The sequence below is a fragment of the Mucilaginibacter segetis genome (genome assembly GCF_016522075.1).
In the GTDB taxonomy this organism is placed as follows: Bacteria; Bacteroidota; Bacteroidia; order Sphingobacteriales; family Sphingobacteriaceae; genus Mucilaginibacter; species Mucilaginibacter segetis.
Map to the genome: position 1 here is coordinate 711109 of NZ_JAEHFW010000002.1, position 14917 is coordinate 726025.

Sequence of the window (14917 nt, forward strand, 5' to 3'; positions counted from 1 at the left end):
ATATGACCCTCGCAAAAAGCGGGGGTTTTTATTTGACGTGTAACAATTATATTGAATTGTGCCAATAATATGTAACAATAATATGATTATTAAATATATAAAATATTTAAAATGAACATTTGCAAACTATTTGTGTCTATTGTGAAATATTAACTTTTGCGTGCCTTTAAAATAACATGAAATATATCTATTTAATTGTAACCCTTATCTGTTTTAGTGTGCTGCGATCAAATGCACAGGCTACGCGTGAAGTGCGTGGAACCATAATAGATTCAACTAAATTAACGCTTCCTGGTAGCAATATAAAACTTACCTCTGAAAAAGGGGACAGCGTAATTGCGATTGCAGATGCTAATGGAAAGTTTGCCTTTCCGGAGGTGAAAGGTAAGAATTTAACACTCGCTATAACGTCCATCGGTTATCAGGCAGTTAAAAAACATTTTAACTTAGACAATAATAATAATGCGGTAGTGCTTCCGCCAATAATATTACAGTCGGAAACTAAGCAATTAAATGAGGTGACCATTGTTGGTGTTAACCCTGTTGTTTTTAAAGAAGACACGGTTCAGTATAGTGTTGGTGCTTATAAAGTAAGAGAAAATGCTCCTATTGAGGATGTGCTCAAAAAAGTTCCCGGCATTGATGTAGCTAAAGATGGTACCATCACCGCCGAAGGTAAACAGGTAACAAAAGTTCGCGTTAACGGAAAGGATTTTTTTGGAGGGGATGTGCAAAGCGCCACCAAAAATCTACCTGCTGATGTTATTGAAAACATTCAGGTTATTGATGATTATGGAGATCAGGCTAATTTAAGTGGTGTAAAAACCGGCGAACCTAATAAAATATTAAACTTTACAATACGTAAAGATAAAAACTACGGTTATTTTGGCCAGGCAACAGCCGGAGACGGGCAAGATGCTTTACCGAAAAATCCGGGTGTTACTAACGATAATCGCTATATAGGATTATTGAACTTTTTTAAGTTTAAAGGAGATCAACAAATATCCGTTTTAGGAAGTATTAATAATACAAACGTAAACACTTTCAGCTTTGGCACACCAACCGGTGGCGGCGGTGGTTTTGGCGGCGGTCGTGGTGGCCGTGGTAACGCATTACGGGGTGGTGGTAGCTCTACCACTAATGCCAATGGAATTACTGATGCCCGTTCAATTGGTATTAACTTCCGGGATCAGTGGGGCAAAACGGTGTCTGTTTATGGTAGCTATAGTTTTAACGATAATACTGTTAATACCAATTCATCAACCTTACAAACTAACAATTTTCAAACACCAAGTGTTAGTAATCAGATAAGTAATGAAACTGATAAGCCACAAAACCATAGGTTTAATTTTAATGTGGAATGGAAGCCAGATACAGTAAATTATTTAAAAGTTACACCTACATTCTCTTATTCAGGTAATGATGTGGTTAGTTTTGATAATGTAACTTCAACCCGTGGTGGAGTTACCAATTTAGCTTATACATCAAATTCAATCAGTAATAGCTCTGCCCCTAATTTTGGCTTTACCGGTTTGTACAATCACCGTTTTAATAGCCATGGGCGTAATTTGAGTATTGATTTCAACGCAAATTCATCTAAAAACTCGCAATATGATAATCCTATTTATGACTATACCGTTGGTTCGGGTACTGCTCCAATGAACCAGGTTATAAACACAGATAATCGTACAAATAGTTATGGTGCTAATTTATCGTATCTGGAGCCGTTGAGTAAGGTTTCGTTCCTGGAATTTAATTATGCCTATAACCATTCTTATACAAGCAGTAATAAAGAAACAGATACTTTATATACTGCAGACAGATATCATAAATATGATTTGTTAAGTAATAATTACGATTATACTTTTACTACTAACCGTATAGGCCTTAATTATAAATATGTAGAGAAAAAAGTTAATTACACTTTAGGTATTGGAGTTCAACCTGCTACCCTTTCCGGAAAATCAGACAAAACCAGCATCCCAACAAAAATTAACACATTTAATGTAATACCAACTGCTCGTTTCGATTATACAGTTTCAAGAAGCCAGTCATTACGTTTTAGCTATAACGGAAGCAGCAATCAGCCTTCATTTGACCAACTACAACCTGTTACTGATTTTTCTAACGCGTTATATCCGGTGCAAGGTAATCCAAACTTAAATCCTGAATTTACTAATAGATTTTCGTTAAGGTATAACAACTTCAGCTTCCAAACAGGAAACATATTTTTCAGCAATTTATCTTATACCAGCACAAATGATAAAATTGTAGCCAGTACTATTACCTATCCGGTTAAATTTACTCAAGCGGTGTTAGCGGCCAATCCTTCACTTAAAAATTTGCAAAATACCAATCTTACACAATACTTAAATACAAGCGGCTATTATCAGGCATCGGCATTTGTGGTTTATTCAAAGCCATGGTCTGAGCGTAAATACACCTTAATACTTAATGGTAATGTAAACTATACAAACAATATCGGTTTTTCCGGATCTGTTGATAGTAATAATGTCGCCTCAGCAATCGAGAAAAATATTGCAAAAACATTTACTGTTTCACCAGGCGTCCGTTTCAGAGTTAACATTAACGACATAATAGATGCAGAAGCAAATACTAGTTATTCAATAAACAAAACTTCAAATTCATTAAATACACCTCTTTACAGCGCAAATACCAATATACGAACACTAAATATAGGTTTGAATGGAAAGAACTATTTTTGGAAAGACTGGACTTTAAGTTATGATTATACGAAATCTTTAAATTACGGATATGATCCAAGTATAGGTGTAAAAAATCCTAATCTGTTAAATGCGTATGTGGAACGCAGGTTTTTAAAGGATCATAGAGGTACTTTACGTTTTGCAATGAATGATATCTTTAATGAGAATACAGGGTTTTCAACCACAACTAACGGCAGTATAGTAACTCAAAGTAACGTAAACAGATTGGGCCGCTATTTCTTACTTACATTTACATTACGTTTGCAAAAATTCTCCGGTAAATCTACTGCTCCGCCTGATGCCGGCAGAGGATTCAGGGGTCCTGGCGGTGGTGGAAGACGGCCCGGCGGGGATAGTGATATGTAAAAAGAATGCCGCTCAATTGAGCGGCATTCTTTTTAACTTTTTATTAAAACGCTGTTCACTACCTTTTCCAACTCTTCCAGATCAAAAGGTTTGGCAAGATGTGTTTCTGCACCCGCATGCTGGGCGAGTAATTGTATGTCACTGTTTGCTGAAAAGTAAACAACAGGTATATTTTTTAAGCTTTCATTTTTTTTCAGGGTTTGTGTAGCAATTATACCCCCAGATTCTGGTATCCAGTTATCCATTAAAATTACATCCGGCATAATCCCTGATACTTTCTCAAGTATATTGGTGCAATCAGTAAAGGTGTAAACATCCCAACCCTGCTCTTCTAAAATATAACTACAGATGGATAAAATATCTTCATCATCATCAAAAATTATAATTTTATGGTTATCGTTATTCATGTATGTATAGAGGTGTGAAGCTAAATATAAGTTTTAAATTAAGCAAATAATTTAATTAGTACGTTAACCATGTCATGCAGGTTTTAATATTATCCTTTTTTACATAAACTATATTGAAAAATAGAAAAGGCAGCTTCATAAGCCGCCTTTATTAAAAAGAATAAGTATTCTATAGATTAATAAGTTGTCATGTTATACATTTCAATTTGCTGGCCGGAATTTCCAGAGCCACCATACCAGTGATTGGTTCCAACGAAGTAAAAGAAATGATTCCAATAGCTGCCGCTGTTATTGGTAAGGGTAAATTTATATGCACCATCAACATAAAAATCAACCTGATGTACATTGTTTGAACGCGCCTGACATTTAAAGGTGTGATAACCATTATCACCAACAGATATTACCTGGGTAATATATTGACCGCCACCCTGAAGATAACCTTTAAGTGCATTATCATTAAGAGTTTTAACAAAACCCATCTCATTACCGTTCCATTGCGAAACATTATCTGCTAAAAATACGGCTTGTTCGCTTGCTGAACTATAAGCGCTTGTGCCACCTTTAAAACAACCGTTGAACTGTAGTCCGGTAGCATTTTGACCGTTATTTTGTTGGGCAGCATCTATATCGGTTCCGCAATTTCCTACCGGAATACATATTCCGTTTGTTCCTGAAATATTGTAGGGATTCCCATTACAAGTTGACCATAGGTTAAATGCGCTCTGTGGTACCGCGGCACGCGGTATGGTCGCATCGTTTTTAGCAGTGGTAGCATCTGTACTTGCTACATCTTTTTTACAACTCACATACAATACAGCGGATACAGTCATTACTGCCAACAGCAATAAGTTAATTTTCTTTTTCATGGTTTTAATAATTTTTGGTTAGTTAATTTTTATACTACAAAAATGTAAGAGTTGTTGAAAGTTGCCTTATGCAATAGTCCTGATTGCTTGTAAAATAGTACAGGTTTAACTAAATGGTTAAGAACTGATACTATTTTAACCAATTCATGTTAAATATTGCTTTTATAAAACCTATCGCATAAATAACCAGTACAAAGATTAACCAATATTATAAACCTGTATTATATGCTTAAAAAGTATTTATATATTTTTTGCATTGTAATTGCTCCTTACGCAGTATTTGCTCAAATAGATAATTATAATATATATAATTATTCAACGGACAACGGATTGCCTACAAATGATTACCAATACATTTATCAGGACTCTTTTGGTTTTTTGTGGCTGGCATCATATGATGGACTTTTTAGGTGGGATGGTAATACATTTAAAAAATATTATCACGATGAAAAAGACCCACATAGTCTGGATCATAATATAGTATATTCAATATTTGAGGATAGCCAAAGGCACTTATGGATAGGCACCATAGGCGGTTTAAATCTTTATAATAGACCGGCTGATAATTTTATAAAGTGCGATATAAGGCTGCCCGGTGAAAATATTCCGGTGAATGCCATAGTTGAGGATTCGAAAAGACAATTATGGTTAGGTACGTCTAACGGATTATGCTGTTATAATCATAACGATCGGCTACACACCTGGTATAGTGAAAAAAATAGCGAAGACGTAATATTTTGTTTAGCTATTGATAAAAAGGATAACATATGGGCCGGAACATTTAACGGAATTACCAGGAGATTCTCGCCGACAAGCAAAAACTTTAAAACAGTAAATGTCCATGCAGAATCAAATCGTACTACAGCTAATAAAGTAAAAAGCCTGCTTGTTGATCATGAAGGTAGAGTTTGGATTGGCACATCCGAAAATGGTATTGATGTTTTAAGCGCACAGGGCAATTTTATAAATCATTATGATATCAGCGGTAGTAAAAGTTCATCTATACAAAGTAGCATTAATTGCATGTATGAGGATAAAAATCATACTATTTGGATAGGGGCTGGTCGTGAGCATGTTTATTATATAAATAAGAATATATCAGTTCCCAAAGTTTTAAATAACACGATATTAAATTATAATCAAAATCGGTTTTTAGGGGTAACATCTATTACTGAAGACAGTTTCGGGAATCTTTGGTTTGCTACGGCAGGTAACGGGTTGTTTTATACCAATCATAATAAAAACATCTTCGGAAATTATTTACAGGATCCGGATGTTGTAAAAAGAATTGGCTCTAACATGGTAACCAGTTTTTACGAGGATGTAAGGGGCGTTATATGGATTGGTACCAATGGCGGAGGATTATTAAAATTTGACCCTGATAATAAAAAAACAGTAAGCTATAACACAGTAAACAGCAGCATAAGCAGCAATGCGGTAAACGATATAAAAGGTGATAAATATGGAAATTTATGGTTGGCCACATGGGGTGGAGGTATTATAAAATTTGATCCCGCAAGCCAATCCTTCAAAATATATAAACATGATGATGCCAACAAAAATTCCATTATATATAATGACGCTAAAGCAATATTACCCGATGATAGCTTATTGTGGATAGGTACCCATGGGCAGGGAGTTGCAGTTTACAATCAAGTAACACACAAATTTATTGATTATCGTAATAATCATAGTATTCCGTTTAAACTTGGCGAACCAGCCTGGATAAATCATTTATTTAAAGATTCAAAGAAGCGACTTTGGATAGGCACCTATAGCGGGCTGTATATGTTTGACGGAGCCAGACTCGTTCACTTTCAGCACACTTTACAGAATAATACCATAAGCGGTAATTCGGTGAACATGGTAACAGAAGATTCCGCCGGTAATATATGGGTGGTTAGCGAATCGGGCGGACTTGACAAGTACAATGAAAAACAAAAAAACTTCACACGTTGTACAGCGGCATATGGCCTCCCTTTAACTATGAAGGGCATCATTGCCGATAAAAATAATACGTTATGGATAAGTTCAAACGAAGGGCTTATATTTTTAGATCCCCTGAACCATAATGTTAAAAGGTATGGCGAGGCTGAAGGGCTACAGGGGAACACTTTTTTCCACAAGGCTGTATTGCGGACACGAAACGGGAGGCTTTATTTTGGAGGGCCAAAAGGTTTTAACGTGTTTAATCCCGACAGTTTAAAACCTATAAAAATTCCATCTTATTTTTATTTCACCGATTTATATATTTATAATGAAGTACAGTTGGCAAGGGTAAAAGATTCTCCGTTGACTAATGTTTTGGCCTTTACTGATGAGATTAAACTTAAACCAGATCAGTCTTTCTTTTCTATTGAATTTTCAGCAATTAATTTATATGCGTCTTCTAAAGTAAAATATGCATACAAGTTGGAGGGGCTACATGACCAATGGATAAACCTAAATAATGAGCGTAAGGTATCTTTTACAAATCTTGACCCCGGGCATTACACTCTGCAAATAAGATATACTAATGGAAATGGTAAATGGTTAATAGCGGGCAAAAAATTAACAATTATTATTTTACCGCCATGGTGGCAAACATGGTGGTTCAGATTACTGTTAGTTATTTCATTTACGGGAGTAATAATAACAATCTTTTATCTGCGCATATCAAGCATAAAAAAGCGCAACCATACTTTAAAAACAGAAGTGGAGAAGCGGACGCACGAGCTGAGCGAGGCAAATATGCTTTTGACAGATCGTAATGAAAAGATTAAACATCAAAAGGAAATATTAGAAGACTTTAACGCTGAATTGCTAAAAAAATCCAGGCAAATACTTGATCAGCAAAAGCATATTTATGCTCAAAAAATCACTCTTGAAGATACGGTAACAGAGCTTAGTAAATTGAATACTGCTAAAGATCACTTTTTTTCGATACTTGCTCACGATCTGAAAAATCCTATTTCGGCTATTACCGGATTAAGCGACTTTTTAAAAAACAACATTCAAAAACTTAAGGCAACAGACACTCATACTTATTTGAATAGCATTCATAAATCGTCTAATGCGATATACGATCTTTTAATAAACCTGCTCAATTGGTCACGAACACAATCAAAAAATATAGATCATGTGGCTGTTGAAGTAAATGTTAAGGAGCTGGTGTGTAAAAACGCAGCACTATTAGAACAGCAATTCAATAACAAACATATAAAGTTAAATATAAGTATCGACTCACATCACAGGATATATGCCGACCTTAATATGTTTGATACGGTAATAAGGAATTTAATGAGTAACAGTATAAAGTTCACTGATTTTAATGGCGAAGTAAGTTTAAGCACTGTTAGGGAAAATGAAAGCATAGTTTTATGCGTCGCAGACAATGGTGTCGGTATGAATGCCGAACAGGTAAAAGGATTATTTAAAATTGATAAGTCGAACACATCAAAAGGAACAGCAGGTGAAAAAGGAACAGGTTTGGGTTTAGTGGTATCGCAACAGTTTATAAATATTAATGGCGGAAGCATGCGGGTGGAAAGCATAGCAGGTACCGGCTCGAAGTTCTTTGTAACTTTGCCGGAATTTTACCGGTCATTTGACAAAAGTGCGGTGTCAAATAGAGATGCTGTAGTACCCAAGATACGTCCTCAATTGGATTATTGGGAGAATTTATCCGAAGATAAATTGATAAACTTTAAAGGGCAACGTATACTCATCATTGATGACAATAAAGAGTTAAGAATATACTTAAGACTTTTGCTCGCTGATGTTTTTGAAGTTCATGAAGCGGAAAATGGCAGCGGTGGATTATTATTAGCCACCCAAATACAGCCGGCAGTTATTATAACTGACCTGATGATGCCGGTAATGGATGGTATTGAGTTTTGTACTGAATTAAAAAGTGATAATAACATATGTCATATACCTGTTGTGTTGCTTACCAGTCAGGCAGAGGAAAATACCCAGTTAAACGTATACGAGGCCGGGGCTGATGTTTACCTTTCCAAGCCTGTAAAAAAGGAATTGCTGATACAGGTCATACTAAATGTTATACAATCGCGTGAAAGAATAAGCCATGTATTAAGAGAACATTTATTGGACAGGCAGCCACTACCGAGTTGTTCAAATCTTAACAAGCTTGACCAGGATTTTTTACAGAAGTTGATAAAAGTGATACTAGTTAATCTTGCTGACCCTGAAGTCGACGCAAGGTTTATAAGTGAAAAAATGGCAATAAGTCGTACCGTGTTGTATGCAAAAGTGAAAACACTTACTAACCAAAGCGTTCATGAACTTATTAAAACTATACGGCTAAAAAAGAGCCTTGTTTATTTATTGGAGGGTAATTTAACCATTAGCCAAGTGGCTTATGAAGTGGGTTTTAACAGCCATTCCTATTTCGATAAATGTTTTATCAAACAATATGGCATGGGCCCCAAGGAGTACGTCAACAAAAGGAAACCAGCCACACAAGCACACTAAATTTTTAATGATGAATTTTTGTTATTGAATTTATCGTTCAAAAATACTTTCATTTTTTTACCGTAAGGTTTTTCTATGTAAACCGTTATCAGATAAGCGAGTAATATTACTATTGGTACGGTAACCCCCAAGGTCGATATCAAAAAAGGTATATTAAAGCGCCTTTCTAAGAGGCCTATAACTCCTCTGAAAACATAATTATGAATAAGATATAAAGCGAAAGATATTTTGCCTAAAAAAACAGCTGGCTTCGAAATTATAAACTTTAGTTTTCCATTTACAAACAAAATAAATAGAGTAAAATATAGAAGTAGCATACCTATATATTGGAAAAGGCTGATGTGTGCCGGATCTGATCCCGCGAATCTGTAAATGATAATTTGTGTAAGCAGGCAAAAAGAAATGATGATATACCCTTTTAACTTGGAGATCATCCCATGCATTAACTGATAAAATATAATGCCACCAAAAAATAACGCGAAATGATTAAGAAGCGGGAAGTATCTACTATAATTAGGGATATAATGCAGCGTAATCATTACGAAGTCTATAATGATGTACACGTTAAGCAAACAACCAATAACTATAATATATTTTAAAAGTTTAGTTTCATATAGAAATAGAATAAGGAGATAAAAAAGCATTTCAATTATCATCGTCCAATACGGTACATCAATATCCGGAATGTGCAGATAGTATTGAAACATAGTAAGATTCGCGGCATAATCAATAAAACCAACCTCGCGTGCATGATTAAGATTGAAATGTATAAGCCGTAATAAAATAATCACACCGAAAGTAAAGGTGACACAAGCCCAGTAAGTAGGGTATAACCTTGCTGCTCGGTTGATAACGAACTCCCGGCCCGATGATACCTTATTGATGCTCATGAATATTACGAAACCACTGATCAAGAAAAACAGATCGACACCGGATACGCCAAGATCAAAACCGCTCCAGGCATTCTTCCCCTCGGTGTAATGGAAGAACATCACAAAGACTGCTGCAAAACCTCGTAAAGCATCTAATTCCAGATATCTTTTTTGATGAATCATGCCACCATTATATTGCAGTATTTTAACCAGCCCAACCTTCCCTGTCAAGGCTTCTGAAATGTATAGCCTCTGCAAGATGTTCTAATTGTATATCTTCGCTGCCTCCAAGGTCGGCTATGGTGCGTGCTACTTTTAATATGCGATCATAGGCACGGGCAGAAAGCCCCAGTTTTTCCATTGCCTTTTTTAATAAATTTTGTCCTGCCTGGCTTATCTTACATATTTCGCGAACCATTTGCGGGCTCATCTGAGCATTTGCATGTAATTCTGCTCGTTGGCTAAAACGTTCAGCTTGTTTTTCGCGGGCCTTAATTACGCGCTCACGTATAAATTCGCTTTTTTCGGCAAGCCTTTCCGATGATAATTCACTAAAGTTGACCGGTGTAACTTCCACATGCAGATCAATGCGGTCAAGCAATGGCCCCGAAATTTTGCTCAAATATTTTTGAACAGTTCCCGGAGGGCAAATACACTCTTTTTCGGGATGATTATAGTATCCGCACGGGCACGGGTTCATGCTGGCCACCAGCATAAAACTGGACGGGTAGTCAACTGTAAATTTGGCACGCGAAATAGTAACACGTCTTTCTTCCAATGGTTGCCGCATCACTTCTAATGCCGTTCGTTTAAATTCAGGCAGTTCATCTAAAAATAATACGCCATTATGGGCAAGTGAGATTTCGCCAGGTTGCGGGTTACTGCCGCCACCTACAAGTGCCACATCACTTATAGTATGATGGGGTGAACGGAATGGACGGGTGGTTACCAGCGCGTCCGCCGAAGAGAGTTTACCTGCAACAGAATGTATTTTGGTAGTCTCTAATGATTCATATAAACTCAGCGGTGGCAGTATAGAAGGTAATCTGCGTGCCAGCATGGTTTTACCCGCACCAGGTGGGCCTATTAATATCACATTATGGCCACCAGCAGCGGCTATTTCTAAAGCGCGCTTTATGTTCTCCTGCCCGCGTACCTCACTAAAGTCGCTGTCATAAGCGGTAAGGCTATTGAAAAACTCTTCACGGGTGTTTACTTCTTCCCGCTCCAATGCAGTGTCACCATTAAAAAAGTCAGCAACCTGTTTTATGTTTTCTACACCATAAACTTCCAGATCATTAACTATAGCGGCCTCTCTCGCATTTTGTTTAGGTAATATAAAGCCTTTGTATTTTTCTTTACGAGCTTGTATAGCTATGGGTAATGCCCCTTTTATAGGCTGCAAACCTCCATCAAGGGAAAGCTCACCCATAATAAGATATTTATCAAGGTCTTGAGTTTCTATCTGGCCTGAGGCAGCAAGTACGCCGGTAGCTATGGTCAGGTCATACGCCGAACCCTCTTTTTTTATATCAGCGGGCGCCATATTTACCACTACTTGCTGGCGCGGCATTTTATAACCACAATTTTTTAGCGCTGACTCTATCCTGAAATAGCTTTCTTTAATGGCTATATCCGGCAAGCCCACCACAAAATATTTAGTGCCGGGTGCAATATTTACTTCAACTGTTATGGTAATAGCTTCGATACCATAAACCGCACTGCCATAAGTTTTAACTAACACGTGTTAAGGTTTTATTATAGCGTAAGATATATAAATTATTTGAGGGATTGTTAAAGCTTTTGCTGGATGATGGTTTTTGAGAGCTGTTTGATTAATGAATAATTTTTTATCTTGCTGAACAAATATGCTCTAAATTTATGCTTGACCAGGTAAAACATCAGCAACATGCCTATGAAGAAATTTACGCACCTGAACAAATAGCGGAATTTGGTTTTCATATTACAACCGACCTTCTAACCCGCTACTTGCGCGATCGTCGTTTATTAAAAAGCTTGAAAGTACTACAGAACCAATGTCCGGAAATGCGGGAGTGGAGTGTGCTTATAACATGTGGTGGTGTAGGTGGAGAAGGGCTTTTTTTTAAGAAACAAGGATTTAATTCTGTAACCGTATCTGATATTTCAGAGAACTCCCTGAAAATTTGTAATCAATTTGATCCGGAGATAAAAACAATCATGCTGAATGGCGAGAGTCTTGATCTTCCGGATAACTCCTATGATTTGGTAGTTGTTCAGGACGGACTACATCACTTGCCCCGCCCGGTATCCGGCTTTACCGAGATGCTTCGGGTAGCAAAAAAAGCTATTGTAGTTATTGAACCGTATGATAGTTTAATTGGTAATTTAATGGGTACTGAATGGGAGGTACAGGGTGATGCAGTTAATTATGTTTATCGGTGGGATAAAAACAGCATCACTCAGGCTGTTAAAAGCTTTCTGCTTAAAGATTATAAACTAATTAAGGTTTTGCGCTTTTGGGATCATGGACTTATGGTTTCAAGGATAACAGGTAAACTTCCTAAAAGTGTACAACCAATCGCAGCAAAAGTTTTTTATGGATTATTTTGGCCATTTGATGCTATTGGTAATATGATGGTTGCTGTAATACTTAAATAAGCAGTTAATCCACTGCTCTTATTGTCTTTTCCTTTCGTTTCATAAAAGGTTTCTCAATAAATATCCACGACAGGGATGCTAATATAATGGTTAGTCCTATAACAATAGGTAAATTAATATAGGGCACTAACTTTAGTTGTACAGCAACAGTAAGTATTAGTCCATGATAGATATAGATGCCATAAGATATATCGTTTTTTTGTAATAGCTTATCGGCAAGCCGGGGCAAGGTGTACGCCATAGACAGTATGCAGAAAGACAGAAATAAATATTGAATAGTGGTAAAATACGCTGCATCTATCCGGTCAAAAAATATCATGCTAAAAACCACATACAGAACTATCCAATATAATGCCTTACCATAAATATATTTAGATTTATAAATACGAAGCCGTTGAAGAATTACACCTGTAAGAAACAGGAAAAAATGTGGTATAAAGGAATAACGTATCAACTTATTTATAAGATAACCGAAATCGATTAGTTCAAAAATTATGTAACCGGCTGTAAATACTATAAGTAAGATCCAAAACCACTGATTCATATATTTTTTAGGCGCAAAAAAGAAACAGGCAGGTAAAACGATATAAAATTGTAGTTCAATAGGAATAGTCCATAAGCTGCCATTGTAGGAGCCAAAACCATAACTATCTAAAAAGTTGGGGGTGTAAATACCACCTATTAATTGCGAGGGAAGCCACGCTATAGTTTCTCTGTTAAAGAAATTAACGCCGGTTAAACTGAAAATTATAAGAGTGATAATTATACACCCCCATAAACCCGGGTAAATTCGTAACGCCCGGTTCCTGAAGTAATTACGCAGACTATTATTTCTCTCAAATGATGCTGATATGAGGTATCCGCTTATTACAAAAAAAATTGGCACTCCCGGAAATAAGTACATTATTTTTAGCCATAGATGTCCTATAGGAATGTTAAGATGCTGAAAATAGTGGTCGAAAATTACCTGAGTAGCAGCAAGTAGCCTTAGCAAGTCAAAGTTATTTATCCGGAATTCCTTTTGTTCCTCCATTAATTTTATGAGCGGCAATGAATTGATTCCGCATGCGAATAGCGAAAGATATATATTTTAAAAAGGACGCACAAAAGTTATTATCTAATAAAATTAACAGTGTTATGTAACACACACGTACATGCGTCCGTCATAGCCTTATAATAAATATTTTAAATTGAAACTTGTAGAAATAGAGCCGGATAGGCGTATAAAAATAAATACAATATTATCCAAAGCTTGTAGCGGAGGGAAACTAACTATTATAGAGTATTTGGTAGGTATTGGAGCAGGTTGTACCGCACATGTTTGTCCACATGAAGATAAAGTATTATACGTAGCCGAAGGTAAGTTTCTCTTATTGGCCGGAGGATATAAATACATTGCAGAAAAGGGATCAAATATTTTAATTCCATGCAACACATGGCATAATTTTAAGAACATTGGTACTATTACAGGTAAACTATTGGTTACCCTTACACCGCTCAACAAAACTAAAATGCCGAATAACCTTACTCCAAAAGTAAAGATATTCGGCAATAATATTTTAAAATTAAAGAAGACCCCACAAACTTTTGAGGTCGTTTTAATTTAATGCCTATGCTAAATTAAGCAAAAACCGCAGGCAATAATAACATTGGTCATTAATACCACAGAATACATAGTAATATTACGGCGACTAACTGTTGCTAACTGAACGTTAACTTTTTTCAGCCATCGGTTGTTCAGTAATATAAAATGGTTAGCTATCAGGAAAAATACCATTACAGCTACGATAGCTAAACAAGAGTAAATATTAAGTTTCACCAAGTGTTCCTTCAGAATCAGTTTGGTAATCAGCATTACATTTGTAAGCAAAATTATCAATAAAAAACTCACGTTAAATAACGATTTAAACTGAGGTAATTTTCCCTGTCCAAAATTTTTAAAGCTCCACCTGTAAACCTTTATATAAATGGATTGATAAGATTTTAACATAATGCTTAGTTTTTAAGTTAATGGATCTCAACAGCTACAAAAATTGCTTTTTTATAATTGTTATACTTTTTAAACGAAATGCTGTTTGTTTTGTTGCAATTTATAAAATTTTATTCTGATTAAATGCAATAATTCAATATAAAAATTTATTTCTATTGTAAATAAAAAAGAGACCATTATACATCTCTCTTTTTTATTTGTCAATCATACGTATAAAAATCTATATAAACAGTAAAGCCCCTGATGGGCAGGGGCCTTTACTAACCAATTATAAACCTAAATTATGAGAAGAGCTGTAGGAGAAGGGGTCGAACCTTCAAAGAGTGGTTATTCTTATTTCTAAGAGTTTCCCAGAATCTCCGCCACCGCGACAAGGAGGTGTGTTTGCCAAAAATTTCACCATCCTACAGGATATAATTCTGAATTGCTCAGAAGCGCTGTTGGGGAAGGGTTCGAACCTTCAAGGAGTGGTTAGCCCGCTTCGGGTTTCCCATAATCTCCGCCACCGGGACAAGGAGGTGTGTTTGCCAAAAATTTCACCACCCAACATTGTTTTGTTTTTTAAAGAACATTAAGC

General features: G+C 36.1%; 10 protein-coding genes and 1 tRNA gene. 4 read left to right on the forward strand and 7 right to left on the reverse strand.

Annotation, left to right across the window (positions count from 1 at the left end; genetic code table 11):
• The first annotated feature begins 176 nt into the window (after positions 1-176).
• Positions 177-3092 carry an outer membrane beta-barrel protein gene (locus I5M19_RS12850; RefSeq protein WP_200066733.1) on the forward strand — a complete coding sequence of 972 codons (2916 nt, stop codon included), beginning with the start codon at positions 177-179 and terminating at the stop codon, positions 3090-3092.
• 32 nt (positions 3093-3124) lie between these two features.
• Here I5M19_RS12850 and I5M19_RS12855 read toward each other — a convergent pair whose 3' ends face one another.
• Together I5M19_RS12855 and I5M19_RS12860 are read right to left on the reverse strand one after the other, a co-directional pair.
• Positions 3125-3499, reverse strand: a complete 375-nt coding sequence (locus I5M19_RS12855; protein ID WP_200066734.1) for a response regulator — start codon at positions 3497-3499, stop codon at positions 3125-3127.
• 176 nt (positions 3500-3675) lie between these two features.
• A complete protein-coding gene (locus I5M19_RS12860; protein ID WP_200066735.1) occupies positions 3676-4365 on the reverse strand; it encodes a hypothetical protein in 690 nt (229 codons plus the stop codon).
• 225 nt (positions 4366-4590) lie between these two features.
• On the opposite strand from I5M19_RS12860, the gene I5M19_RS12865 reads away from it, so the two are divergent.
• Positions 4591-8838 (forward strand): hybrid sensor histidine kinase/response regulator transcription factor, encoded by a 4248-nt coding sequence (locus I5M19_RS12865; RefSeq protein WP_200066736.1) that lies wholly within the window; start codon positions 4591-4593, stop codon positions 8836-8838.
• Here I5M19_RS12865 and I5M19_RS12870 read toward each other — a convergent pair.
• Together I5M19_RS12870 and I5M19_RS12875 are read right to left on the reverse strand one after the other, a co-directional pair.
• The gene (locus I5M19_RS12870; RefSeq protein ID WP_200066737.1) at positions 8835-9941 is read right to left on the reverse strand and encodes an acyltransferase family protein; all 1107 of its coding nucleotides are present in this window, start codon (positions 9939-9941) and stop codon (positions 8835-8837) included. The two genes, I5M19_RS12865 and I5M19_RS12870, sit on opposite strands and share 4 nt — an antisense overlap.
• The gene (locus I5M19_RS12875) at positions 9916-11454 is read right to left on the reverse strand and encodes a YifB family Mg chelatase-like AAA ATPase (RefSeq protein ID WP_200066738.1); all 1539 of its coding nucleotides are present in this window, start codon (positions 11452-11454) and stop codon (positions 9916-9918) included. The genes I5M19_RS12870 and I5M19_RS12875 overlap by 26 nt, the downstream gene beginning before the upstream one ends.
• Before the next feature lie 137 nt (positions 11455-11591).
• Here I5M19_RS12875 and I5M19_RS12880 point away from each other — a divergent pair, with 137 nt between their 5' ends.
• The gene (locus I5M19_RS12880) at positions 11592-12350 is read left to right on the forward strand and encodes a class I SAM-dependent methyltransferase (RefSeq protein WP_200066739.1); all 759 of its coding nucleotides are present in this window, start codon (positions 11592-11594) and stop codon (positions 12348-12350) included.
• A 4-nt stretch (positions 12351-12354) separates the two neighbouring features.
• On the opposite strand, the gene I5M19_RS12885 is transcribed toward I5M19_RS12880, so the two are convergent.
• Positions 12355-13383: an acyltransferase family protein gene (locus tag I5M19_RS12885; protein WP_200066740.1), complete on the reverse strand. Its 1029-nt coding sequence runs from the start codon at positions 13381-13383 to the stop codon at positions 12355-12357.
• A 157-nt stretch (positions 13384-13540) separates the two neighbouring features.
• Here I5M19_RS12885 and I5M19_RS12890 point away from each other — a divergent pair, with 157 nt between their 5' ends.
• Entirely contained in the window at positions 13541-13957 is a 417-nt protein-coding gene (locus tag I5M19_RS12890) for a cupin domain-containing protein (protein WP_200066741.1), read from the forward strand.
• Positions 13958-13965: 8 nt separating this feature from the next.
• Here I5M19_RS12890 and I5M19_RS12895 read toward each other — a convergent pair whose 3' ends face one another.
• Both I5M19_RS12895 and I5M19_RS12900 read right to left on the reverse strand, forming a co-directional pair.
• A complete protein-coding gene (locus tag I5M19_RS12895; protein ID WP_200066742.1) occupies positions 13966-14340 on the reverse strand; it encodes a hypothetical protein in 375 nt (124 codons plus the stop codon).
• 437 nt (positions 14341-14777) lie between these two features.
• Positions 14778-14889 (reverse strand) — tRNA-Asp (locus I5M19_RS12900).
• Positions 14890-14917: the final 28 nt, after the last annotated feature.